This window comes from Iodidimonas muriae (genome assembly GCF_014647255.1).
GTDB classification, from domain to species: Bacteria; Pseudomonadota; Alphaproteobacteria; order Sphingomonadales; family Rhodothalassiaceae; genus Iodidimonas; species Iodidimonas muriae.
This window is the reverse complement of the sequence record NZ_BMOV01000005.1, coordinates 215,198-238,578: the sequence shown is the minus strand read 5'-3', so window position 1 is coordinate 238,578 and position 23,381 is coordinate 215,198. Positions and strand designations below refer to the sequence as shown.

21 protein-coding genes are annotated in these 23,381 nt (G+C 56.8%); 8 read left to right on the top strand and 13 right to left on the bottom strand.

The genetic code is table 11. The annotated features are described in order from the left end of the window. Positions 1 to 71: 71 nt before the first annotated feature. The gene (locus IEX96_RS09020) at positions 72 to 833 is read right to left on the bottom strand and encodes an N-formylglutamate amidohydrolase (protein WP_150006031.1); all 762 of its coding nucleotides are present in this window, start codon (positions 831 to 833) and stop codon (positions 72 to 74) included. Between the two features lie 105 nt (positions 834 to 938). On the opposite strand from IEX96_RS09020, the gene pyk reads away from it, so the two are divergent. Then, on the top strand, positions 939 to 2,402 hold the full coding sequence (gene pyk, locus IEX96_RS09015; RefSeq protein WP_150006030.1) for a pyruvate kinase: 1,464 nt from the start codon (positions 939 to 941) through the stop codon (positions 2,400 to 2,402). On the opposite strand, the gene IEX96_RS09010 is transcribed toward pyk, so the two are convergent. Together IEX96_RS09010 and IEX96_RS09005 are read right to left on the bottom strand one after the other, a co-directional pair. Beyond that, positions 2,399 to 2,788: a M67 family metallopeptidase gene (locus IEX96_RS09010; RefSeq protein ID WP_188873805.1), complete on the bottom strand. Its 390-nt coding sequence runs from the start codon at positions 2,786 to 2,788 to the stop codon at positions 2,399 to 2,401. The genes pyk and IEX96_RS09010 overlap by 4 nt on opposite strands. A gap of 8 nt (positions 2,789 to 2,796) precedes the next feature. Next, positions 2,797 to 3,042, bottom strand: coding sequence for a hypothetical protein (locus IEX96_RS09005; RefSeq protein ID WP_150006028.1), 246 nt, complete (start codon positions 3,040 to 3,042; stop codon positions 2,797 to 2,799). Positions 3,043 to 3,082: 40 nt separating this feature from the next. On the opposite strand from IEX96_RS09005, the gene IEX96_RS09000 reads away from it, so the two are divergent. Next, positions 3,083 to 4,081: an RluA family pseudouridine synthase gene (locus tag IEX96_RS09000; RefSeq protein WP_188873804.1), complete on the top strand. Its 999-nt coding sequence runs from the start codon at positions 3,083 to 3,085 to the stop codon at positions 4,079 to 4,081. A 130-nt stretch (positions 4,082 to 4,211) separates the two neighbouring features. Further along, positions 4,212 to 5,114 carry an RNA polymerase sigma factor RpoH gene (gene rpoH, locus IEX96_RS08995; RefSeq protein ID WP_150006027.1) on the top strand — a complete coding sequence of 301 codons (903 nt, stop codon included), beginning with the start codon at positions 4,212 to 4,214 and terminating at the stop codon, positions 5,112 to 5,114. Positions 5,115 to 5,245: 131 nt separating this feature from the next. Here rpoH and IEX96_RS08990 read toward each other — a convergent pair whose 3' ends face one another. The 8 genes from IEX96_RS08990 to xseA form a co-directional block, all read right to left on the bottom strand. Beyond that, positions 5,246 to 5,827, bottom strand: a complete 582-nt coding sequence (locus IEX96_RS08990) for a hypothetical protein (RefSeq protein ID WP_150006026.1) — start codon at positions 5,825 to 5,827, stop codon at positions 5,246 to 5,248. After that, positions 5,828 to 7,873 (bottom strand): protein kinase family protein, encoded by a 2,046-nt coding sequence (locus tag IEX96_RS08985; protein WP_150006025.1) that lies wholly within the window; start codon positions 7,871 to 7,873, stop codon positions 5,828 to 5,830. 180 nt (positions 7,874 to 8,053) lie between these two features. Continuing rightward, positions 8,054 to 9,343, bottom strand: a complete 1,290-nt coding sequence (locus IEX96_RS08980; protein ID WP_150006024.1) for an adenylosuccinate synthase — start codon at positions 9,341 to 9,343, stop codon at positions 8,054 to 8,056. Positions 9,344 to 9,349: 6 nt separating this feature from the next. Beyond that, on the bottom strand, positions 9,350 to 10,561 hold the full coding sequence (locus IEX96_RS08975; protein WP_150006023.1) for an ATP phosphoribosyltransferase regulatory subunit: 1,212 nt from the start codon (positions 10,559 to 10,561) through the stop codon (positions 9,350 to 9,352). A 51-nt stretch (positions 10,562 to 10,612) separates the two neighbouring features. Further along, positions 10,613 to 12,190, bottom strand: coding sequence for a phosphoglycerate dehydrogenase (serA, locus tag IEX96_RS08970; protein ID WP_150006022.1), 1,578 nt, complete (start codon positions 12,188 to 12,190; stop codon positions 10,613 to 10,615). Between the two features lie 80 nt (positions 12,191 to 12,270). Beyond that, entirely contained in the window at positions 12,271 to 13,434 is a 1,164-nt protein-coding gene (locus tag IEX96_RS08965) for a phosphoserine transaminase (protein WP_150006021.1), read from the bottom strand. A 112-nt stretch (positions 13,435 to 13,546) separates the two neighbouring features. Next, positions 13,547 to 14,962: an MATE family efflux transporter gene (locus IEX96_RS08960; protein ID WP_150006020.1), complete on the bottom strand. Its 1,416-nt coding sequence runs from the start codon at positions 14,960 to 14,962 to the stop codon at positions 13,547 to 13,549. A gap of 146 nt (positions 14,963 to 15,108) precedes the next feature. Beyond that, positions 15,109 to 16,563: an exodeoxyribonuclease VII large subunit gene (gene xseA / locus IEX96_RS08955; protein ID WP_150006019.1), complete on the bottom strand. Its 1,455-nt coding sequence runs from the start codon at positions 16,561 to 16,563 to the stop codon at positions 15,109 to 15,111. Between the two features lie 148 nt (positions 16,564 to 16,711). Between xseA and purD the strand changes: the two genes are divergently transcribed. The 3 genes from purD to IEX96_RS08940 all read left to right on the top strand — a co-directional run bounded on the left by purD (position 16,712) and on the right by IEX96_RS08940 (position 19,958). Continuing rightward, positions 16,712 to 17,980: a phosphoribosylamine--glycine ligase gene (gene purD / locus IEX96_RS08950; RefSeq protein WP_150006018.1), complete on the top strand. Its 1,269-nt coding sequence runs from the start codon at positions 16,712 to 16,714 to the stop codon at positions 17,978 to 17,980. 101 nt (positions 17,981 to 18,081) lie between these two features. Further along, complete coding sequence (locus tag IEX96_RS08945) at positions 18,082 to 19,158, top strand: phosphotransferase (RefSeq protein WP_150006017.1); 1,077 nt, start codon at positions 18,082 to 18,084, stop codon at positions 19,156 to 19,158. A 2-nt stretch (positions 19,159 to 19,160) separates the two neighbouring features. Beyond that, positions 19,161 to 19,958, top strand: a complete 798-nt coding sequence (locus IEX96_RS08940; protein WP_150006016.1) for an alpha/beta fold hydrolase — start codon at positions 19,161 to 19,163, stop codon at positions 19,956 to 19,958. Here IEX96_RS08940 and IEX96_RS08935 read toward each other — a convergent pair. Both IEX96_RS08935 and IEX96_RS08930 read right to left on the bottom strand, forming a co-directional pair. Continuing rightward, the gene (locus IEX96_RS08935) at positions 19,955 to 21,304 is read right to left on the bottom strand and encodes a mechanosensitive ion channel family protein (protein WP_188873803.1); all 1,350 of its coding nucleotides are present in this window, start codon (positions 21,302 to 21,304) and stop codon (positions 19,955 to 19,957) included. The genes IEX96_RS08940 and IEX96_RS08935 overlap by 4 nt on opposite strands. Before the next feature lie 61 nt (positions 21,305 to 21,365). Beyond that, the gene (locus IEX96_RS08930; protein WP_150006014.1) at positions 21,366 to 21,821 is read right to left on the bottom strand and encodes a nucleoside deaminase; all 456 of its coding nucleotides are present in this window, start codon (positions 21,819 to 21,821) and stop codon (positions 21,366 to 21,368) included. A gap of 84 nt (positions 21,822 to 21,905) precedes the next feature. On the opposite strand from IEX96_RS08930, the gene IEX96_RS08925 reads away from it, so the two are divergent. Together IEX96_RS08925 and rsmD are read left to right on the top strand one after the other, a co-directional pair. Beyond that, positions 21,906 to 22,802 (top strand): pseudouridine synthase, encoded by an 897-nt coding sequence (locus tag IEX96_RS08925; RefSeq protein ID WP_150006013.1) that lies wholly within the window; start codon positions 21,906 to 21,908, stop codon positions 22,800 to 22,802. Continuing rightward, positions 22,802 to 23,368, top strand: a complete 567-nt coding sequence (gene rsmD / locus IEX96_RS08920) for a 16S rRNA (guanine(966)-N(2))-methyltransferase RsmD (protein WP_188873802.1) — start codon at positions 22,802 to 22,804, stop codon at positions 23,366 to 23,368. Before IEX96_RS08925 ends, rsmD begins: the two co-directional genes overlap by 1 nt. Positions 23,369 to 23,381 lie beyond the last annotated feature (13 nt).

The window sequence follows — 23,381 nt, the reverse complement described above, 5'->3', positions numbered from 1 at the left end:
TCCTTTGCCATGGTGAATCACGTATTACAACAAATGGGAATCCCCGAATTTAATAGGTCCTGACCCTAGCCTTATTTTTCGATTTCTTGCTGCGCCTTGATAATCGGGCGCAGCACTTGCGCCAGAATATGTGCAAACCGCTCCTGTCCGGCCTGATCGCCAATCAGGTCCTGACGCAATTCGATGGTGGCCTGCATCAATCCATGCGCTTCGCCATGGCGGTGCATGCTGTAATAAAGCTCGGCCCCGGAATAGGGCTCATTGTCCCCCACATTCAGGCCCCATTCCTGCGCCAAAGGCCCGCGCATAGAGCGATATAGGCGATCGTCACCGGCATATAGGAACCCGATCTCCCAAGGGCGGGCGATCCCATTCATCACCGGCGTAAAGCTATGAAGGCCGATGACCACCGGCTTTTGCCCTGCAGCCATCATGGCGGCAAGCTGCTCTTCACATGCGCGATGATAGGGATGGAAATAAGCGTCCAAACGGGCCGTGCGCTGCGCTGCGCTCAGCCCTTGATTGCCGGGAATATCCACCCCGTCGCTGGTCTGCGGGATCGGATTTTGGGTGTGGGGATCGCGGTTTGGATCCACCACCAAGCGTGAGACATTGGCCAAAATGGCAGGGGCATCCAGCAAATGGGACAGCCTTTCACTGACAGCCGCTGCACCAATATCCACGGCGATATGGCAATCCAGATAATCAGGATCGAGCCCCAGTCCATCCAAGGCAGGTGGGATATGGTTGCTGGCATGATCGCAAAGAATGAGCGCACCGCCCGACCCTTCGGGGCGAAAACAGGTGGGAAGGACAGGATCGAGGATTTTCATCGTAAAAATGCACCTTCTGCAAGATTAAGGCTGGACGCGAGCGCACGGATATATAAGCCTATAGCTTCACATCCTTTATCAGTCACCTGACAAGCACGAGACCCCATGTCATCGAGCACATCCCCTTTGTTATCGCGCAGCCTTCGCCGGACGCGCATTATCGCCACCGTTGGCCCCGCAAGCTCCAGCCCCGAAATGTTGGAAAAACTCTGGAAAACCGGAGTTGATGTTTTCCGACTCAATATGAGCCACGGCGATCATGCCGATAAGGCCGATATTGTAACGCGCATCAGAGCCATCGAAAAAAAGATCGGGCGGCCGATCGCCATCATGGCAGACCTTCAAGGCCCCAAGCTGCGGATTGCCACCTTTGCAAACGATGCCATCACCTTGAAAAAAGGCCAGACATTCCAGTTGGATCTGGAAAACACACCCGGCGACGACAGCCGCGTCTATCTGCCCCATTCCGAGATTATCGAGGTATTGCAGCCCGGCATGCAGGTGTTGCTGGATGATGGCAAGATCCGGCTTGAAGTGACGGAACGCACCGAAAATGGCGTTGTCACCCGCGTCAAGGTGGGCGGGCCATTGTCTAATCGCAAGGGCGTGAATGTGCCCGATGCCGTTCTGCCCATGGCGGCGCTCACCCCCAAAGACCTGCGGGATCTGGAATTCGCGCTGGACCAGAATGTGGACTGGGTCGCTCTTTCTTTTGTGCAACGCCCCGAAGATGTGGCCGAAGCGAAAAAACTGGTGGCGGGCCGGGCCGGTGTTCTGGCCAAGATCGAAAAGCCAAGCGCCGTTGAACGTATTGATGCCATTGTGGAACTGGCCGATGCGGTGATGGTGGCCCGTGGCGATCTGGGCGTTGAATTGCCGGTCGAAGATGTGCCCGCGGCCCAGCGCCAGATCATCCGTGCAGCCCGTGAAATGGGCAAGCCGGTGGTGGTGGCCACCCAAATGCTGGAATCCATGATCAAATCACCGGTCCCCACCCGCGCCGAGGTGTCTGACGTTGCCAATGCGGTGCATGAAGGGGCCGATGCCATCATGCTATCGGCCGAATCGGCGGTGGGCGATTATCCCCTGGAAGCCGTCAGCGTGATGAGCCGCGTTTCCATCAAGGAAGAAGGCGACCGCTCTCTCCAGCGCTCTGCCGCTCAATCCTTTACCCCCCATGCCACAGCGGAAGATGCCATTTCCGCCGCCGCCCGACAGGTGAGCGAAACCGTGGGGGCAAAAGCCATTGTTACCTTCACCACATCCGGGGCCACCGCCTTGCGCGCCGCCCGCGAACGGCCTTCGGTTCCCATCATGGTGCTTACCCCCAACACACAGGTGGCGCGTCGCCTGTGCATTGTTTGGGGGCTATATGCGGTAAAAACCAAGGATGTGGAAAGCTTTGAAGAAATGTACGAAAAGGCCAAACGCATGGCCTTGCGGCACAAATTCGTAAAGGGTGGCGATCGCATTGCGGTGACCGCAGGTGTGCCTTTTGGCACGCCCGGTGCCACCAATGTGCTGCATCTGGCGTGGATTTCCGGCGAAGAACTGAAAGGCTGGGATTAATCAACATAGCGGAGCGCCATCGGCACAAATCCGGTGTCCTCCGCACGCCACGCCCGGCTTGTGCAGCCCTTGTCATCAAGGGCGGTGATAAGCCAGATCCAGCCCAAATAGCTGGCCTGTGCAAAGTCTTCGGCGGAAGGCACGGGCTGGCCATAGGGGTGGGAATGGAACACGCCTACAATCTGTTCCCCTGTGCCACGCAGATCCCGTTGAAGGCCTAGATGCACCCGCGCATCCAGTTCGAACCGATCCGGATCGCGGGCAAGATTGGGGGCCTCGACCGCCCGGCTGATGGTGTTTTCATGCCCCACCAAAAGGCCGCAACATTCCTTCGGCAAAGCCCGTCGGGCCGCTGTCTCGATCACAGTTTTGGCTATCGCGCTCAAAAGAACGGTCATAAGCGGCGGGACAGATGGCCCCCATCCAAAGAAGCGGACAGGCCCGCCGCCACAGCAGCCGCCTGATCGCCGCTTTCCCCGCCCACCGACATCTTGTAAAGAATGGTGCCAAGCAGGCCAAGAAAAGCCAACAGCATCAAAAAGCCGACCGCCCCCATGACAAGGATCGCCGTGCGGTGGCGGCCCAAACGATCGAGACGGCTTTGATGGTTCGGGTTTTCGTCCAGATTTTGCGCCGTCATAGTCTTTGTTTCCGCCGTTATAAGGGTCTTTCAAGACACCATGTCATCCAGTTTCGAAATGGTCGCCAGCACCGATAACACACCCAACCGGTTGGATCGCTGGTTATCGATCCAGCTATCTGGCCAGAATCATGACCTGTCGCGGTCGCGGGTGAAAGCCCTGATCGAAGCCGGACATGCCACAATCAACGACCAGACGATAAGGAACGCCTCCGCAGCCGTCAAACCGGGGGACCATATTTGCCTTCACATTCCCGCCGCCGAGGCCGCCGAACCGGAAAGCCAGGACATTCCCCTTGTCGTCGCCTATGAAGATGACGCCCTGATCGTGGTGGACAAGCCCGCCGGCATGGTGGTGCATCCGGCCCCCGGCGCCCCCAATGGTACCCTTGTAAACGCCTTGTTGCACCATTGCGGCGACAGTCTTTCGGGCATTGGCGGCGTCCGCCGGCCGGGCATCGTGCACCGCATCGACAAAGACACCAGCGGCCTGTTGGTGGTGGCAAAAAGCGATGCAGCCCACCATGGATTGGCAACCCAATTCGCCGATCACAGCCTGCACCGCCGCTATATTGCCTTTACCCGTGGGCATCCCAATCCCGCTGAAGGCCGGGTAGAAGGCAATATCGGACGTCATCCGGTGAACCGCAAGAAAATGGCCGTGGTGGAACAAGGCGGAAAACATGCGGTGACCCATTATCATACGCAGACCGCTTATTGGTCGGCACAGGGTACCCCCATTGCAGCAAAAATCATCTGCCAGCTTGAAACGGGCCGCACCCATCAGGTCCGGGTTCATATGGCGCATAAGGGAACAGCGCTGATCGGCGATCCGCTTTATGCCCGTGCGGCACGTCTGCCATCGAAAACCCCGCAAGCGCTTGCCCATGCCGTGAGCGGATTGGGGCGCCAAGCCCTTCATGCCGCGGAATTAGGATTTATTCACCCGATCACAGGCGAATTCTTGAAATTCTCCAGCGCCTTACCATATGACTTGAAACATCTTGAGGATCTTTTGGAACGTCATGGCCAAACCTGACGTTCTTTTCCTGTATAATAATGACTGGCCGACGCTCGCTTATAAAAAAAGCGCGGCGAGCGGCCAAACGAGGGAATCCGTGAAGGGTTAACGTCACGTCCCTCGTATAAATGAGAGAGGAGCGCTTAACATGGCAAATATCAATCTTCCCAGTCTCTCACCCGAAGGCAGCTTGACCCGGTATCTGCAGGAAATTCGCAAATTTCCCATGCTAGAGCCGGACGAAGAATTCATGCTGGCCAAAGCGTGGGTAGAACATGAAGATTCCGAAGCCGCCCATCGCATGGTGACCAGCCATTTGCGTTTGGTGGCCAAAATTGCCATGGGCTATCGCGGTTATGGATTGCCGGTTGCCGAGCTGATCTCCGAAGGCAATGTGGGCATGATGCAAGCGGTGAAGCGGTTCGACCCCGATAAGGGTTTCCGGCTTGCCACCTATGCCATGTGGTGGATTCGCGCAGCCATTCAGGAATATATCCTGCGGTCATGGTCTTTGGTGAAAATCGGCACCACAGCGGCGCAAAAAAAGCTGTTCTTCAATCTGCGCCGTATGAAGGGCCAGATCCAGGCCATGGATGAAGGGGATATGCGCCCCGAACAGGTAGAACATATCGCCACCAAATTGGGGGTCACCGAAACCGAGGTGATCTCCATGAACCGGCGCATGTCGGCGGGCGACCATTCCCTGAATGCCCCCATGCGTGCCGACGGGGATGGCGAATGGCAAGATTGGCTGGTGGATGAGACCCCGGATCAGGAAAGCCTTGTTGCGGAAAACGAGGAACTGACCCAGCGCCGCGATATGCTGGCCGAAGCCATGACCACGCTGAACGAGCGTGAACGCCATATCCTGACGGAGCGACGGCTAAAGGACAATCCAAAGACTTTGGAAGACCTGTCCAAGGTTTATGATATCAGCCGCGAACGGGTGCGCCAGATCGAAGTGCGGGCCTTCGAGAAGCTGCAAAAAGCCATGCGCAATGCCGCTATCCAGAAATATGGGGCCGGCATTCTGGAAGACGCCAGCAATTAACCTCTTCGCCGTTCCTCCCCAAGGGCAGCGCTTTTATCCAACAAAGCCTTTTTGCACTATTTTCGCGTGCAGTAAAAAAAAGCCGGGCAGTTCTTCTGTCCGGCATTAGATTGCCATTTGATCGTCATCGATCACTGGGCCGAAGCTGCGGGCTTTTGTTCTTTGGGGGCGCGTCTGGCGGAAGACACGCCTTCCCCCCATTCCTTGATCAGGGCCTCGCGCTGCTTTTCCAATTTATAAGCGCGGTCACTATTGAGATATTGCTGGATACCGGCCGCCAAAACCGGACACACCCACAAGACCGCGGCCCCCGCACCCGCAGCCCCCAGCATAACCGTCCATGCCATTACATCACCAACAATGCGCATCAGATTGGCAAAGCTGGGGCCTTGCTCCCACATCTGCACCATATAAGGCAGCACTCCGGCCAGATTAAAGGCGAACATGGCGCTGAGGCGCGTTGATTTTTCCGGCGCAATATCGACAAACAAAATCACGAAGGTAGGCATCAATCCCAAGATCGCCAAAGCGGCAATGGGCGGTGCCACAAACAACATGGTGGCCAAAACCGCATAAACCAGCAAGCGGCCTGTGCCCCCTGCTTTCTTCTGGTTACGATCCGACTTTTTCCTGGACTTTTGAGCCGACATCCCTGCCTTCCCGGCATCTTTGGGCGATGTCTTTTCTTTGGCTTTGGTGGGTTTTTGCGCCATTCAGCCTGCCCCCATCGTCAAGACGATCATGGTGACCATCAACACAAGCCAACCCATGGCCGAAGCGGCCCGGAACCCTGCCAGCCGGGCATTTGGCTCCGACGGATGCACCGGACGGCGCATTTTCCGGATCATCTGTTCCAAAACAGACACCTTCCGCTGCGCTTCCAGAAATTCCTGATGATCCAGATATTTCAAGTGTTCAAGATCGATCGCCCGCGCAATATCGGGCAGGTTTCCCAAATCACCAAGCTCATCCAACCGTGCCATTATTGTGCGTTTGCGGGACCGGCTTTTGACATCCCCCAATAAGGCTTTCAGGCTTTTTACAAGATGGTTGCTTAAATTTTTTAACGGCCCAAGATCCAGCTTTTGCTGCAAAAAAGCCAATAATTTGGTCACCGCCGTCATCAGCCGCGCGGGGCTTTTGCGATGTTTGATAAGGGCTTCCACAAAGGGCTCGGCCCCTTCGACCCGGCTACAAAACATGGCCAGAACATGATCATCAAGCAAGGGAGACAATTCCGAGCTTTTATCAACAATACGGTCCAAAGCCTTCAACAATTGCTGGGGCGACGTGATCCAGAGATCTTTCAGGGCCGGGCTCAGGCACTGCAATGTGGGATTCAGATCATAAAGTGCGCAAAGCAGCCCCATCGGCCCCTTGGTTCGACGCATAAGTTGAACCGTGTGGCTATGCAATTGATGCTGTTTGCTCACAACCGGATTGCGGTCGAGGATGATATCAAGAATGGCGGGCAAGACATTGCTGTCAAACAGATGCAGCAAAATATCTTGCTCCATGTCGTCGTCTTTATTGAAAATTTCCACCATGGCCGGGCCAAGGCCATCGATGGTGGTGGAAATCCCGTTATAACGCAGCGGCCCCAAAGGATCGAGATGCGCTGTCACTCGCGCCACAAGGGCATGGTCTCCGTGCCGTTCGCTGGAAAGATCCCCATCCTTTTTCACATTGATCAGCCGTTCCAGCCGTTCACTGAACAGCTCTGTGGTGATCATATTTTGCACCCAGGACGGAAAATCCACCTGACGCAAGAAATGCGCGGCATCCAAAGGATGTTGGGAAAATTCATGCGCCAACATCCGCCGGTCGGAGAATGTGGCCTGCCGGAAAATAACCGGCCGGGCAAAGGTCCAAAGAACATTCACCGAGCGCCGGTTGGGAACCGACGACTCCAGCCATAAGTTCAGTTCCTTGAGCGTCCAGCGCTCGCCTTCATCATCATTCAGCAGCCCCCGCAACAGCGTGCCTGTGACGCCGGGCACTTCCGTGCCTGCGCTATGCGCCCAGAACGACCCCTGCGCCATCCGTGCCGCATGCAAGGCATTGGGGTCTTTTGCGGGTTTTTTATTCACCCCCAGATGGCACGCAAGCAACGTGGCACCCAAAGCGAACATATCCGCTTCCGGCGTGGCCTCCCCGCGCCCGAAAGGCATTGCCAAGGCCCGTTCCAATGGCTCGAAATGTGCGGGCTGCCCGGCAGCAGGGGGACAACTGAAACATTCGCCCAGAACCACGCCATCAAGGGCGGGGCTTTTGAAAAAAATGGTTTCGGGGCGGATAGAGCGATGAACGATGCCGCGGCTATGCAGCCCCGCCAAAGCCTGAACGATCCCCGGAACGATCAGCTTGCGCAATTTATGCCCGCTAATGGGGTGTTGAGCGGCAATCTCGGCCAGGGATGGCCCCGTGGGGGCCTGAACCAATGACACCAAATGCCGCGGCCCACCCTCCTTCACGCGGATCACCGACGAGCGCACCGGATTGAGCATGCTGATGATCGGTGCCTCGATCAATTCAGCAAGAACATCCCCGCGATGGGTGCTGCCCTGATGATGCACCAACGCATAAAGTTCTGCGGGGCCCTCTTTAAGATCCGTTACCTCATAGGCATCGGCACATGGGCTGTTCAAATGCACCAGCGGCTTTGCCAGTTCGATCCGGTATCGCCCATTCAACAGGCCGGGAACGACAGACCTTGGGGGAGATTTGTCCCCTTTTTTCGGAGAGTCTGCATCAGCCATTATGCGAAAACCATTCGTAAACCACTTTACAGACAGTTAATGGCAAGGCCCGTTAAATACATGTTAAAATCTTAGTATATTTCCCCGCCCCAACGCATTACGAGGCCGGATATATTCCGGCCTCGTAATGATAACCCCAATGCGGGAAACCCTGTTTCCTGCTTTTGAAAACTTTGCCTCTTATTGAAAGGGATCGCGCATCAAAATGGTGTCTTCACGTTCCGGGCTTGTGGACAGCATGGCCACCGGTGCGCCGATCAGCTCTTCAATGCGGCGTGCATATTTCACCGCTGTGGCAGGCAGATCACCCCAGCTTCGCGCCCCTTCCGTGCTTTGCGACCAGCCTTCAAGGGTTTCATAAACCGGCTCCACGGCAGCCTGCCCTTCCATATCGGAGGGCAGATAATCCACCAGTTCACCATTCAACCGGTAGCCGACACAGATTTTGACTGTCTCCAGCCCATCCAGAACATCCAGCTTGGTCAAGGCAATACCGTCAATGCCACCGATTTGCACCGCTTGGCGCACCATCACCGCATCGAACCAGCCACAGCGACGCGACCGGCCGGTGACCGTGCCGAATTCCCGGCCCCGCTCGCCCAAATGGCGGCCAATTTCGTCTTCCAGTTCCGTGGGAAACGGCCCGGAGCCAACGCGAGTGGTATAGGCCTTGGTGATCCCCAGAACATAATCCAAAGCCCCCGGTCCCACGCCTGCACCGCCAGCCGCTTGCCCTGCTACCGTGTTTGAAGAAGTGACAAAAGGATAGGTGCCGTGATCCACATCCAGCATCTGGCCTTGCGCCCCTTCAAACAAAATACGTTTGCCTGCCGCGCGGGCCTTGGCCAAGGTCCGCCAGACAGGAGCCTTATAGGGCAGCACATCGGCGGCAATCGCCATCAGGTCGGCCACGATGGCGTCTTTATCAATGCTTTTAGCCCCCAATCCGGCACGAAGGGCATTATGATGTGTCAACAGCCCGTCAAGGCGTGATTCAACAGCCGCCTTATCGGCCAGATCACAAATGCGCACCGCACGACGGCCCACCTTATCTTCATAGGCCGGACCAATGCCGCGCCTTGTGGTCCCAATTTTCACGCCCGACGTTGCATCTTCGCGCAAGGCATCCAGTTCCCGATGGAATGGCAAAATCAGCGTGGCATTTTCCGCAATCTGCAGATTCGCCGGGCTGATATCCACCCCCTGATCGCGCAGGCGGGCAATTTCATCGCACAAGGCCCATGGGTCGATCACCACGCCATTGCCGATCACCGAAATCTTGCCTTTGCGCACAATACCGCTGGGCAAGAGCGACAATTTATAAACAGCGCCGTCCACCACCAGCGTATGGCCCGCATTATGGCCGCCTTGGAAACGCACCACCACATCGGCCCGTTCGCTCAGCCAATCAACGATTTTTCCTTTGCCTTCATCGCCCCATTGCGAGCCGGTCACCACCACATTGGCCATTGGCCTTCACTCCTCACTTGCTTCATCGTCCGCTGTCAAAGACAGCGCAACGCCATGTTCATAAAGATGCGTACATCCTTCAGCCCGGGCCGCCGCCGCCGGATCGCTTACGGATACCAGCCCATATACCGTACGCCAGCCAATGGAGCGCAGGCGTCTGGCTTCTTCTTGCCCGGTGCCGAAAGGCAGATAAATGCGGGGATGTTCAACGGGAACCGGCACAGCACGCAGCAAGCTATCCAGATACATGGAAAACCCGACGGCACTTTCCTGCCCGCCATCGGGACATGCCACCTGATAGCGCCCGCCCCGGCCCAATTCACCAGAGACATGGGGGGCGAAAAACGCAAATCCGACGCCCGTATGGAATTCAAACCCGCGACATTCGCCGGGATCAATGGTAATTTTCAGATCCGGAACACGTTCTTTCAAGGCCCGCGCCAATGTTACCAGCGTATCGCGAATCCGGGCGGCCTGGCCATCAAGGGACACGCGTTCCAATTTCGGCAAGGCACTATCCAAAGACCCTGCCGCCTGCATCAAGCCGGTCAGAATGTCCCGAACCGTTTTATCAAATCCGGCCAGCGCAGCGATATCCTTGGCATCCAAAGCCCGACGGGCCGCCTCTGTGGTAGATAAATCCAACGCAAGCTGGCGGGCAAGACTTGGCACCAAAGTGGGGGACACCAGATCCACCGATAGTCCCTTGATGCCAAGATCCGTCAATGCTTCGGCGGCCAGCGCGATAACTTCCAGATCCGCCTCCAAAGCATCGGAGCCGATAAGCTCGACCCCTGCTTGCCGGAATTGCCGCGCCGGACGCAATTGGGTGCCGCGCACCCGCAAGACATGGCCGGCATAAGAAAGCCGTAAGGGACGCCCCTGCCCCGCCATCCGCGAGGTGGCGATTCGCGCCACTTGCAAGGTCATATCCGAGCGCACGGCCATCATTTTTTGGCTGACAGGGTCCAGCAAACGGAACATGGATTGGGAACGGGACTGGGATTGCCCCTGTCCCTGTCCTTGTCCCTGTCCCGATGCCGTTATCAGGCTGTCTTCAAATTCCACCAAAGGCGGAGCCACCCGACGATAGCCACGCCCGGCCGCCACCGACATCAACCGATCCACCATATGTGCTTCATGCTCTGCCCAAGGTGGCAGATCATCGCGCAGCCCTTCAGGCAGCAGCGCACGTTGGAATGGGCCGGGCGCAGTCATGGCTTTCACCTCTTCCTCGATAGTGGCAGACGCCAAAGGCGCAAGCGGCGGTCAGAAACTCAAATGCGTTACCTGCTGGACATAATCCAAGCCGGCCACCGCGTCGAGTACCTCTTGCTCAATCGGCTGATCTACAGCGATCAAGGCCACTGCATAACCGCCCTTGACGGATCGGCCAAGATTGAAGGTGGCAATATTGAGATCATATTTCCCCAAAGCCGCCCCCAAGGCCCCCACAAAGCCGGGCCGGTCATCATTGATGATATACAGCATATGATCGGACAGTTCGGCTTCCAAAGGCACGCCATGCACTTCGACGATCCGTGGGGCGCGGTTGGCAAACAACGTTCCGGCAACGGTTCGGGTTTGGGTTTCCGTGGTGACGGTCAGGCGGATCAGTGTGTGATAATCGCCTTCGCGCTCATGCAGCACTTCCGATACGTCGATATCACGTTCACGGGCAATCACCGGCGCATTGACCATATTCACCGATTCCAGATTGGGCTTCAAAAGCCCCTCCAGAACCACCGCCGTCAAAGGTTTGGTGTTCAGGCCCGCCACATGACCTTCATATTCAATGCTGACAGCGCGAATCCCTGAACGTGTCAGCTGCCCGGCGAATCCGCCAATCTGGCGGGCCAAGGCCATATAAGGCTTCAAGCGCGGGGCTTCTTCCGCGGTCATGGACGGCATATTCAGGGCATTGGTCACCCCACCGGTGAGCAAGAAATCAGCCATCTGCTCGGCCACCTGAATGGCCACATTCACTTGCGCTTCACTGGTGGATGCCCCCAAATGCGGCGTGGCCACCAGATTGGGATGCCCGAAAAGCGGGCTTTCTTTGGCCGGTTCCGTTGCAAACACATCCAAAGCCGCACCCGCCACCTTGCCCGTGTCCAGCGCCACCTTCAGCGCGGCTTCATCCACAAGACCGCCACGGGCGCAATTGATCAGGCGCACGCCGGGTTTCATCAGGCCAAAGGCCCGCTCGCCAATGATATTGCGCGTTTTGTCCGTCAGCGGTGTATGCAGCGAGATAAAATCGGCACGGCGCATCAGATCATCCAGTTCCACCTTGGTGACGCCGATTTCCTGTGCCCTTTCCGGTGACAAATAAGGATCGAACGCCAGAACCCGCATTTTAAGGCCTTGCGCACGGTCGGCCACGATGGAGCCGATATTCCCGCAGCCCACCACGCCAAGGGTTTTGCCCGCCAGTTCCACCCCCATGAAGCGCGATTTTTCCCATTTTCCCGCCTGCGTGGATACATCGGCGGCGGGAATTTGCCGGGCCAGTGCAAACAACATGGCGATGGCATGTTCCGCCGTGGTGATGGAATTGCCAAAGGGGGTGTTCATCACCACCACCCCATGATTGGTGGCGGCAGCCAGATCAATATTATCAATGCCGATGCCGGCCCGGCCGATCACCTTCAAATTGGTGGCGGCCTCCAAAAGTTTTGCGGTGGCTTTGGTGGATGAACGCACGGCAAGGCCATCATAATCACCGATGATGGCGGCCAGGTCGTCTTTATCGAGGCCGGGTTTTTCATCCACCTCGATCCCGCGTTCCCGGAAAATTTCGGCAGCGCGGGGGCTCATCTTGTCGGAAATCAGAACTTTAGGCATGAATTTGTCCTTTGGATCGGGCTGCTTCAAGCGCCTCGGATCATCAAAATACGAAGGGAGAAACGCGCAAAAAACGCGGTTCAGGCAGCCTGGGCGTGGTCGGCCTTGACTTTGGCAAAAGCCCAATCGAGCCATGGCACAAGAGCTGCAATATCCGCACGCTCCACAGTGGCCCCGCACCAGATACGCAAACCCGGTGGTGCATCGCGGTAGCCGCCAATATCGAAAGCCACCCCTTCGCCATCCAGAAGGCCGGCAATGGCTTTCGCGATCCGGGCCTGCGCCTCCGCATCAAGGGATGTGAACCATGGATCGACGATCTTCAGGCACACCGATGTATTGGACCGGATCGCCGCATCATTCGCCAGAAAATCCACCCAGTCGCGCTCGGCGATCCACGCCGTCAGCACCGCCAGATTGGCATCGGCACGGCCTATCAGGGCATCCAGACCGCCAAGCCCGTCCGCCCAGCCAAGCGCATCGAGATAATCTTCCACGCACAACATGGAGGGCGTGTTGATTGTCTCGCCCCGGAAAATCCCGGCGTTCAACCGCCCGTCTTTCTTGATGCGGAAAATCTTCGGAAGCGGCCAAGGCGGGCTGTAGCTTTCCAGCCGCTCCACCGCACGCGGCGATAGAATCAGCACCCCGTGGGCGGCCTCTCCCCCCAGCACTTTTTGCCAGGAAAAGGTGGTCACATCCAGCTTGTCCCAAGGAAGATCCTGCGCAAAGACCGCCGATGTGGCATCGCATATGGTCAGCCCTGCACGGTCTTTAGCGATCCAGTCTCCATGGGGAACCCTGACGCCCGATGTGGTGCCATTCCATGTGAACACCACATCATGGTCGGGGTTCACCTGCGCCAGATCAACAATATCGCCATAATCTGCGGTCATCACACGGGCATTGGCGAGCTTCAACTGTTTCACCACATCGGTGATCCAGCCACTGCCAAAACTTTCCCATGCCAACATATCCACCGGGCGGGCGCCCAGAAAATTCCACAGCGCCAATTCCACAGCACCGGTATCGGAAGCGGGAACAATGCCGATATGATAATCCTTGGGAACGCCCAGGATCGCACGGGTTTTTTCAATGGCTTGGGAGAGCTTCGCCTTGCCCGGTTTCGAGCGATGCGAACGCCCGATAGGCGCGTCTTTGAGAACGGCGGGTGTCCAGCCCGGACGCTTTGCGCATGGCCCTGATGAAAACAGGGGCCGCGCAGGACGGATGGTCGGTTTCATATATATCCTCTCCTTACAGAGAGCGCGCGCCTCGTTGGGGAGGCGTGGCCCACCTGAGAAACTAAGGATCAAAAACCGACTGTCAATTGAAATATGTGAACCTGCGAAAAGATTATGCCTCGTCTTTTTGGGGGGCCTTGTTTTCAAAGGCTTTTTCCCGCCCTGTCAGCCACCAGAAACGCACAGACTGGGCGACCACCGAGAAAATACTGGCGATCAATGTGGCTTCCAACAACCCGATCAGCCCACGATCCATATCCACAGCCAGATACCAGGACAGGGGAAGCATTAGCATCAAATAGGCCACCGCCTGAATGGCTGTGGGCCACCATGTTTCGCCAAGGCCACGCAGGGCCATGGAAACCACAGACTGACCGCCGTCAAACACCGTGACATAGGCGATAAACATGATTGCCGGAACCGTGATGGCCGCAAGGCGCATATCATCGGAATGAAGGGCAAAAAGCCATTCGGGAAACAGGAAAACAAACACCGCAGAAAAACTGAGGAAAATGACGGAAGCCCCCAAGCCCGTCCATCCTGCAAGGCCGGTGTCCGCAGGATCGCCACGCCCATGGCTGATGCCGACGCGCACGGCCGTTGCCGACCCGATTCCCACCGAGATCATGAACGGCACCGTCATGACATTGAACACGATTTCCTGCCCCGCCAAGATAAAGGCCCCCAGTTTCTCGGCGATCACCGCCAAGCCCGCAAAGGCCCCCACTTCCGCCCCGATGCTTACCGCCGAGGCATATCCGATGGTGCGCTGCCGCGCCCACTCCTTCCAGCTTTGCCCATGGGATATGCGCAGCCCAAAGCGCTCCATGGTTGGGGAATACCAAAGATAGGCCAGCAGCAACGCCGCCAAAATCCAGCGGACCAAGGTACTGGTGAGCGCCGACCCGGCAGCCCCCATTTCCGGCGCACCGAAATGGCCATAAACAAGGCTATAATTCAAAATCACATTCACCCCATTGCCCACAATCAGCGCCACCATGGGGATCATTGGCCTGCGAATACCTTCCAGAAATCCTGTGCAACAAAAAAAGATCAAATGCGCGGGCAATCCAAGCCCCAGGATAACCACCAGCTTGGCGGATTCTTCGGCGATCACCGGATCGCTGGCCAACCAATCCATCCAGATATGCGCGGGCAAAGACAAGGCCAGCATGCCTCCGCCAATCCATAAGGCATAAGGCATGGACCGCCGCCAGATCCGGCCACATTCCCGCTCGTCATCCCTGCCGAAAGCAGATGCCGTATAGACCACCACGCCCATCAGCAGCCCGATGCCCACCACCAGCAGGAAGGAAATCACCGACCGGTTGGCCAAAGATAGCCAAGCAAGTTCACGGGTGGCATAGCGCCCCACCATCACCGTATCGACAAAGCCAAGGGCCAGCATCCCCAGCCGCGATGTCATGGACGGCGCGGCCAAGCGTATAAGCTCGCTTAAATGGCGCTTCAATCTGGCTTGCAACCAGTCGCGTCCTTGATCGTCGCTTTGATATTTGATGCTGCCCACAAACGTTCTCGACTGTTAATGATGCCGCCCCATCCGCCCTCCCGATTCTACCGAAAGCGGGCTTATGGGGATATGGCTTCCCGCCTATGGTCACGGGAAAAAGGATCGGTCAAATCATTTTTGTGCGTGGTCCTTGGAAACGGACCTTAAAGCAACGTGCCTTGCTTGGGCACCACGCCTTCCGGCTTCGGTTTTGGTTTTGGTTTTGGCTTAGACTTCGATTTGGCCTTGGGGCCCGGTGCTTTTGATGCAGCGGCCTCTTGAACCATCAACCAGGCGCGGCCATCTTGCAGTACCGCTTCCACACCCATGCCCGGCAGCAAGGCACCGCTATGCTGCACAGGCACCCCCTTTGCATCCCGCAGCACCGCATAGCCGCGGGCCAGAACACCTTGATAGCTTAGTGTTTCCAATAACCGCGCGGCTGCGGACAGGCGCTGCCGTCCATCGGACAGGCTGCGCTCAAGGGCCGGGTCAAGACGGCGGGAAATTGCCTGCGCTTCCTGTCGTTTATAGGCCACCATCTGGCGCAAGCCGTTTGGGCGCAAGCTGCCCTCCAGCCGTCCCAATTTCGCTCTTTGATCAAGAGCCACATGCCGCAAGGCCCTTGGCAAGCGATCGACCAGATCATCAAGGCGTTGACGCAAAGCCCCCAGCATATCCGCAGGCTTTGGCAAACCACGCGCAAGCCCCGCAATCCGCTCGTTCATGCGTTCAAAATATCGCATCCGGGCGCCAGTCAGGCGGCTATCCAATTGGGCCACATGCGCCATCAGATCCGCGCGCACCGGCACAGCGATTTCCGCCGCTGCCGTGGGCGTTGGGGCGCGTTTGTCAGAAACAAAATCTATCAATGTGGTGTCGGTTTCATGGCCCACGGCGGAAATCACCGGAATGATGCTTTCGGCCACAGCCCGCACCACCACTTCTTCATTGAAGGCCCATAAATCTTCAACAGAGCCACCGCCCCGCGCCACAATCATCATATCGGGTTTGGGAATTGCACCCTTTTGCGCCAAAGCGTTAAAGCCGCGCACCGCATCGGCCACCTTTTGCGCCGCCCCCTCCCCCTGAACGGGCACGGGCCACACAATCACATGGCGGGGAAAGCGATCTGCCAAGCGGTGCAAAATATCCCGAATCACCGCCCCCGTGGGCGATGTGACAACGGCGATCACCTGCGGCAAATAGGGGAGCGGCTTTTTGCGCTCCGCATCAAACAACCCTTCGGCGGCCAGCTTTTTTTTGCGCTCTTCCAAAAGCGCCATCAAAGCGCCCGCGCCCGCCGGTTCCATATGGTCGATCACAAGCTGATATTTGGAGCGCGCCGCATAGGTGGTGAGTTTACCTGTGGCAATGACTTCCAACCCGTCTTCGGGCCGAAAGCTCAATCTTGAAACATTGCCGCGCCAGCACACACCATCCATGGTGGCACTGTCGTCCTTGAGACTAAGATAAAGATGCCCCGAGCTATGCAATTTCACGCCGGAAAGCTCGGCGCGCACCCGCACATGGCCAAAGCTGTCTTCCACCGTGCGCTTTAAAGCACCGGACAGTTCGGATACCGTATATTCGTGAATATTTTCTCGCGCGTTTGTCATGCCACTTGTTTAAGACCTATTGGACCTTGGCATCAATCAAGGATCGTTAAAAAATGGTCGGCGCTTGTCAGCCATGGCCGGGGTCGATAGGGTCCGGTGCCAAAGATAACATGCATCAATCGCTGTGATGATCAAGGAGACGATCTGGGTGAATATCCTCGTTATCGGATCGGGCGGGCGGGAACATGCCCTTTGCTGGGCCCTTTTAAAATCTCCCTTATGCCAACAGCTTTATTGCGCCCCCGGCAATGGGGGAATCGAAGCCATCGCTCAATGTGTCACGCTGGATGCCTTAGACCATGACGCCGTGGCAGACTTTTGCTTCGCCAAAAAAATCGGCCTTGTGGTTATTGGCCCCGAAGCCCCCCTGGTGGCAGGCTTGGTGGATCATCTAAGCGCCCTTGGCATCAAAGCCTTTGGCCCTTCGGCAAAGGCGGCACGTCTGGAAGGGTCCAAGGGCTTCACCAAAGATCTATGTGCCAAATACCAAATCCCCACAGCCCGTTATGGCCGCTTTCAAAAGGCCGCCGATGCCAAAGCCTATGCCGTAAAACAAGCCTTGCCGCTGGTGATAAAGGCCGATGGTCTGGCTGCGGGAAAAGGTGTCATCATCGCCGAAAGCCGGCATGAAGCAGAAACTGCCATCGATGATATTCTGGGCGGGCAGTTTGGTGAGGCGGGCGCGGATCTGGTCATTGAAGAGTTCATGCACGGCGAAGAAGCCAGCTTTTTTGCCCTTGTGGATGGTAATACGGCCCTTCCTTTGGCGGGGGCACAAGATCATAAGCGTGTCGGAGACGGGGATACCGGCCCCAATACCGGCGGTATGGGAGCCTATTCCCCCGCCTCCGTGCTTGATGCAGACATGCAAGACCGTGTGATGGCGGATATCATTCGCCCCACCCTTGCCGCCATGAAGGCCGAAGGCTGCCCCTATAAAGGGGTTTTATATGCCGGGCTGATGATCACCGAAGAAGGGCCGAAACTCATCGAATATAATGCCCGCTTTGGCGATCCGGAATGTCAGGTTCTGATGATGCGTCTGGCATCGGACATCGTCCCCGCTTTGATGGCTTGCATTGATGGTGGTGTGGCAGACATGGCGCTTCAATGGCGCGAGGAGGCCGTGCTTACCGTGGTGATGGCCACAAAAGGCTATCCCGGCACATATGAAAAAGGCTCGGTGATCAAAGGATTGGATGCAGCGTCTCAAATGCCGGATGTGGAGATTTTCCATGCCGGAACACAACGATCCCGAAATGGAGAGATTGTGGCCATTGGCGGACGAGTGCTCAATATTACCGCTTCGGGAAAAACCGTGGCCGAGGCAAAAGAGCGGGCCTATGCCGCCATTGACCAAATCCAGTGGCCGCAAGGCTTTTGTCGATCCGACATCGGCTGGCGGGCACTAAAATAGATCATCTTCAAAACCTGCGGCCTTCCAAAAACCGGCAGGCTTTTCATACGGACAATCATGCTAAACAACAGGCACCCTCAATCAATGCGGAGATCCCGACCATGACCAGCCGCCAAGAGCAGTTTTCAGGGACCATGGAGGTGCGGGAGCGCCACCGCTTTGATGAGGCAGCGCTTGAGCGTTATATGATCGGGCATGTTGCCGGCTTCACCAAAGGCTTGAAGGTGGACCAGTTCAAAGGCGGGCAATCCAACCCCACCTATCTTTTGACCGATGGCGCGGGAAAGCGCTATGTGCTGCGCCGCAAACCGCCGGGGAAATTGCTGAAATCCGCCCATGCGGTGGATCGGGAATATCGCGTTATCACCGCCCTTGGCCAGCATAGCGACGTTCCTGTTGCACGCACCTACGCGCTTTGTACCGATGAGTCCATAATCGGCACATGGTTTTACATCATGGATTGTGTGGAGGGGCGGATTTTCTGGGATGCCGCAATCCCGCAAGTGGGAAACACCGAACGCGCCGCCTTGTTCGACGCCATGAACGAGACGATTGCCACATTGCACATGGTGGACCCCGCAGCCATCGGCCTTGGCGATTATGGCAAGCCGGGAAATTATTTCGCCCGCCAGATTGCCCGCTGGTCCGGACAATATGAACAGGATGAAGAAGCGGGACGCTTCGACGCCATGGACCGGTTGGTACAATGGCTGCCCGACAATATCCCCCCCGGCGATGATACCGCCATCGTGCATGGCGATTTCCGCATCGACAATCTGATCTTCGACAAGGAAGAACCGAAAGTGCGGGCCATTCTGGATTGGGAGCTCTCTACCCTGGGCCATCCGCTGGCCGATTTTTCCTATCATCTGATGATGTACCGCATGCCCCCCCAAGGGTTCACCGGACTTTTGGGGGCCGATCTCAAGGCACTCAATATCCCGTCCGAGCAAGACTATATCGCCCGCTATTGCGCCCGAACGGGCCGCGACATGATCCCCGACGGACACATGAATTTCTATGTGGCCTTCAATATGTTCCGCTTGGCCGCCATTTTACATGGCATTTTGGGTCGGGTGAAACGCGGCACGGCCGCCAGCAAGCATGCCGCCGCCCAAGGCCAGATGTGCGAACCCTTGGCAGAACTGGCCTGGAACCAGATCAAGGAAAGTGCCTGAGCATGGCAAGGCCGTCGAAACGATCCATCGAAGGGGCCATTATCGCTTATGAGGCCATAGGGCCCAAAGATGCCGAGCCGATTTTGTTCCTGCATGGCTGGACATCGGACCGCAGCACCTTTCGCTACCAGATCATGGAGCTTTCAAAAACCCACCGCTGTATCGCCCTTGACCTGCCCGGCCATGGCGACAGCGAAGCGGTCCCCAACGCCGATTACAGCGTCGATTTTTATCGTGATCGCCTGCGTGCATTTATCTCCGCCCTGAAGATCGAAAAGGCAGCGCTGATCGGGCACAGCTTGGGCGGATTACTGGCTTTGGAACTGTTGGCAGATAACGAAAGCCGCCATCCCTGCGCTCTTTTGATCGACCCCGCGCCGATGATAAAAACCCCGGCGCTTCTGAAATCCCTCACCCGTACCCGCAAGATGATGCACGATATGGGGCGCGAAGCGGCGCAGGCGATTTTGAGCAATAAGGTATTTTTTCGCAAAACCGATCCGGAAAATCTGTCACAAGAAGTGCAAGACATTGCGCGGCGTACAGATGATGAAGCCGCCCTTAAAACGTGGGATGGAATTATCGCCTATGATGCCACCAAGGCATTGGAGCGGGTACAGCGCCCATTGGCCTTCATCAATGCCGACCGCCCGCAAAACCGCGAAGAAGATATTCGCGCCCATGCCCCCTATTGTTTTTGGGGCCGCACTATTGGCACCGGGCATTTCAACCACCGGGTCATGCCCCGTCAGGTCAATGCGATGATTATCGACTTTCTGGACCTTGCCAAACGGCTTTAGGATTTTTTTCCCGCATCCGAACCGGGGTCTTGTTCTTCATTAGACGGAGCTACTGATTCTTTAGGGGGCGTGGCATTGGCAAAATGCACCACCCGTTGCGGGAAGGGAAAATCGATCCCTTCTTTATGGAAAGCGTCCCAAATGGCCAGCATCACTTCGCTGGCCACATTCACCACGCCGGACTGCGGATCTTCAATCCACAAGCGCAATTCCAAATCCACGCCATTATCGCCAAAGCCCATTAAACGGGCAGCGGGCGGGGGGGATTTCAGAACCCGATGAATATCGTGCGCGGCTTCTTCCATCAAAGACATGGCCTTGCGCAAATCACATTCATAGCTCACAGAAATGGGGATTTTCCGGCGTACACGCCTGTCAGAGAAGGACCAATTGATCACTGATTGCGTGATCATATCCTCATTGGGGACCAGAAATTCCGTCCCGTCGCGGGTGATGATCGAGGTATAACGCGCCCCTAAATGATTGATCCACCCATAGGTGCCCTGCGTTTCGATCACATCGCCGGGCTTGATGGACCGATCCATCAACAAGATCACGCCGGATACAAAATTCGCCACCACTTTTTGAAGGCCAAACCCAAGCCCCACACCCAAGGCACCGGAAAAGACCGCCAGTGCCGTCAAATCAACGCCCGTGGCATTGAACGCAATCATCACCGCCAGAATGACCAGCGCAATACGCGCCAGTTTTTTCACCAATTCCCGGGCCGACGGGTTCACATCGCTTAACGCATCCACCCGGTTTTCCAGCAAGCGAGACGCCGCCAAAGCCAGCCAAATCAGCAGAAAAAACGCCAGCAACCCATTGATGATCGACAATAGGGAAATCGACACATCCCCGACGGAAAAGCGCGCCGCCCCAAGGGTGCGGGTGATCGGGTCCAGCAATCCCACAATATTCAAAGCCGCAATCAACCACGCCACACTGGCCACAAGCCGTCGCAAAGCCTGGGAGCGGATGAAATTAACGGCAAAGCGAATAACCAGCCATGCAGTCAAAAGGCTGGTGGCAATATCGAATAAATAGGTTGGAAGGGTGAATTCTTCGGCCACCACACCCGCCGTTGCGATCAACAGCAAGGCAAAGGCCGGCACCGTCAGCGGAGAGAAAAACGGTGCAATACGGGCCAAAATCGGCACTTCAAGATGCACCCCGCCAAGCAATTTCCGCAAAGCGCCTGCCAGCAACCAGGACAAGCCAAGGGACAGGGCAATCACCGCGAATTGCGCAAGGCTGGCATAGGCAAATAAATCGCTTCCCAGCCAGATCAGCACCTGATCGAGCAGGTCACGCAAATGATCGAAAGAGGAAAGCTCTTGCTCCATAAGATCTATCCTAGGCCGGAAACCCATAAACGTGAAGAGGCATGATCTATGCTTTCACGGCCTAGCGTCTTGATTTGAAGAAGTCTTTCAAAAGCCGTGATGCGCGTTGCTCGGAAAATCCGGCATAAATATCGGGCTTGTGATGGCAGGTGGCATGGGAAAATACCCGCGCGCCATACCGCACGCCGCCGCCTTTTATATCCTCGGCCCCATAATAAAGCCTGCGAATCCGTGCAAAACTGATGGCCTGAGCGCACATGGCGCATGGCTCTAATGTCACATAAAGATCGCAGCCGATCAGGCGTTCCGATCCCAAAATCCGCGCCGCATCCCGAATCGCCAGCATTTCCGCATGGGCGGTGGGGTCTTTCAGCGTCAAGACCCGGTTTCCCGCCCTTGATATCACCGCGCCCGACGAATCGGCAATCACCGCCCCCACCGGCACTTCGCCACCGGCAGCGGCTTGTTCTGCCTCTAAAAAAGCGATTTCCATGGGGGAGAGAGTTTTTTCTGTCATGATGCGAAGATGAAAAGCTGCAGGCGTGCGGTCAAGTGCGATCCTTGATTGCCCAACAGCACTGGGCGGCTTATGGTCGCCGCCATGACACAAGACAAAGACAAAAACAGTGCGGCGGACCCTGCGCCGGAACGAATCGCAAAAGCACTTGCGCGCGCGGGCATCGGCTCACGGCGTGAGGTGGAACGGCTGATCGAGCTTGGACGCGTTTCTATCAATGGGAAACGGCTGAAAACCCCGGCCTGCCTGATCACCAGCCTTGAAGGCATCACCGTTAATGGAAAGCCCGTCGAGCAAGCGGAAAGTGCAAGGCTGTGGCGCTATCACAAGCCGCGTGGATTGGTCACGACGCATCGCGACCCGGAAGGGCGCTCAACGGTGTTCGATCATTTGCCATCGCATTTGCCGCGCGTCATTTCGGTGGGACGGCTGGATCTCAATTCCGAAGGGCTGTTGCTGCTGACCAATGATGGCGCACTGGCCCGCTGGATGGAAATGCCGAAAACCGGCTGGATACGGCGCTATAAAGTGCGCGCCCACGGCACGGCGGATGAAGCCAAGCTCAAGGCCCTTGCACAAGGCGCAGTGGTGGACGGCATCGTTTATGAGCCCATTGAAGCCACCGTTGAAAAGGTTTCAGGCAGCAATGCATGGCTGAATGTGGCACTGCGCGAAGGGAAAAACCGCGAAGTACGCCGGGTTCTGGCCTCGATCGGGCTGGATGTGAACCGCCTGATTCGCACCGCCTATGGCCCCTTCACTTTGGGAACATTGCAACGCGGTGCTGTGGGGGAAATTTCGTCAAAAGCCCTTTATTCCGCCTGTGGGGCCCATCTGGGGGCCTTGGAAAGCGCCTCCATTGCAGCCCAGACAAAAAAGGCTCCCAATCCCTCCAAATGGGCAAAAGCCAAACCGAAAACCAAATTCCGCCCCAAAAGAAGCGCCCTGCGCACCCCAAACGGCCCCAAAGAGAAACGCTGATGCGGGTGATCGCCGGACAGTTTCGTGGACGCCGCTTGCGTGCCCCCGATGATCGGGCGGTCCGCCCCACCAGCGACCGATTGCGCGAAACCTTGTTCAATATCCTGAGCCATAGCCAGCAGCCGTCCCTTGTGGGGGCGCATATGGTCGACCTGTTCGCTGGCACAGGGGCTGTGGGGATCGAGGCTTTATCGCGGGGGGCCCGCCATGTAACTTTTGTTGAAAAAGCCCCGAAAAGCCTGAGCCTTTTGAAAAGCAATCTCGCCACAATGAAAGCCGAAGACAAGGCAATAGTGCTGGCAAAAGACGCCACAAAACTGCCCGCACCGGCTTTGGAACACGGCCCCGTCGAGATCGCATTTCTCGACCCGCCCTATCACAAAGGATTGGCGGACCTGGCGCTTTCATCCTTGCGCGACAAAGGCTGGCTGGCCCCCAATGCCCTTGTGGTGGCGGAAACGGCGCGGGATGAAACGCTTTCCTTATCGGAAGGATTTGGTCTGTTCGACCAGCGCCAGATGGCCGACAGCCGCCTCTGGTTTTTGCGTTTCACCCCCTTGGGCTAGTGCTGCCGACGAT

Excerpts from the sequence above, each read along its gene's own strand:
- IEX96_RS09020 (WP_150006031.1), bottom strand. The coding sequence starts at position 833 with ATGAAAATCCTCGATCCTGTCCTTCCCACCTGTTTTCGCCCCGAAGGG.
- pyk (WP_150006030.1), top strand. The coding sequence starts at position 939 with ATGTCATCGAGCACATCCCCTTTGTTATCGCGCAGCCTTCGCCGGACG.
- IEX96_RS09005 (WP_150006028.1), bottom strand. The coding sequence starts at position 3,042 with ATGACGGCGCAAAATCTGGACGAAAACCCGAACCATCAAAGCCGTCTC.
- IEX96_RS09000 (WP_188873804.1), top strand. The coding sequence starts at position 3,083 with ATGTCATCCAGTTTCGAAATGGTCGCCAGCACCGATAACACACCCAAC.
- rpoH (WP_150006027.1), top strand. The coding sequence starts at position 4,212 with ATGGCAAATATCAATCTTCCCAGTCTCTCACCCGAAGGCAGCTTGACC.
- IEX96_RS08990 (WP_150006026.1), bottom strand. The coding sequence starts at position 5,827 with ATGGCGCAAAAACCCACCAAAGCCAAAGAAAAGACATCGCCCAAAGAT.
- IEX96_RS08985 (WP_150006025.1), bottom strand. The coding sequence starts at position 7,873 with ATGGCTGATGCAGACTCTCCGAAAAAAGGGGACAAATCTCCCCCAAGG.
- IEX96_RS08980 (WP_150006024.1), bottom strand. The coding sequence starts at position 9,343 with ATGGCCAATGTGGTGGTGACCGGCTCGCAATGGGGCGATGAAGGCAAA.
- IEX96_RS08975 (WP_150006023.1), bottom strand. The coding sequence starts at position 10,561 with ATGACTGCGCCCGGCCCATTCCAACGTGCGCTGCTGCCTGAAGGGCTG.
- serA (WP_150006022.1), bottom strand. The coding sequence starts at position 12,190 with ATGCCTAAAGTTCTGATTTCCGACAAGATGAGCCCCCGCGCTGCCGAA.
- IEX96_RS08965 (WP_150006021.1), bottom strand. The coding sequence starts at position 13,434 with ATGAAACCGACCATCCGTCCTGCGCGGCCCCTGTTTTCATCAGGGCCA.
- xseA (WP_150006019.1), bottom strand. The coding sequence starts at position 16,563 with ATGACAAACGCGCGAGAAAATATTCACGAATATACGGTATCCGAACTG.
- IEX96_RS08945 (WP_150006017.1), top strand. The coding sequence starts at position 18,082 with ATGACCAGCCGCCAAGAGCAGTTTTCAGGGACCATGGAGGTGCGGGAG.
- IEX96_RS08940 (WP_150006016.1), top strand. The coding sequence starts at position 19,161 with ATGGCAAGGCCGTCGAAACGATCCATCGAAGGGGCCATTATCGCTTAT.
- IEX96_RS08935 (WP_188873803.1), bottom strand. The coding sequence starts at position 21,304 with ATGGAGCAAGAGCTTTCCTCTTTCGATCATTTGCGTGACCTGCTCGAT.
- IEX96_RS08930 (WP_150006014.1), bottom strand. The coding sequence starts at position 21,821 with ATGACAGAAAAAACTCTCTCCCCCATGGAAATCGCTTTTTTAGAGGCA.
- IEX96_RS08925 (WP_150006013.1), top strand. The coding sequence starts at position 21,906 with ATGACACAAGACAAAGACAAAAACAGTGCGGCGGACCCTGCGCCGGAA.
- rsmD (WP_188873802.1), top strand. The coding sequence starts at position 22,802 with ATGCGGGTGATCGCCGGACAGTTTCGTGGACGCCGCTTGCGTGCCCCC.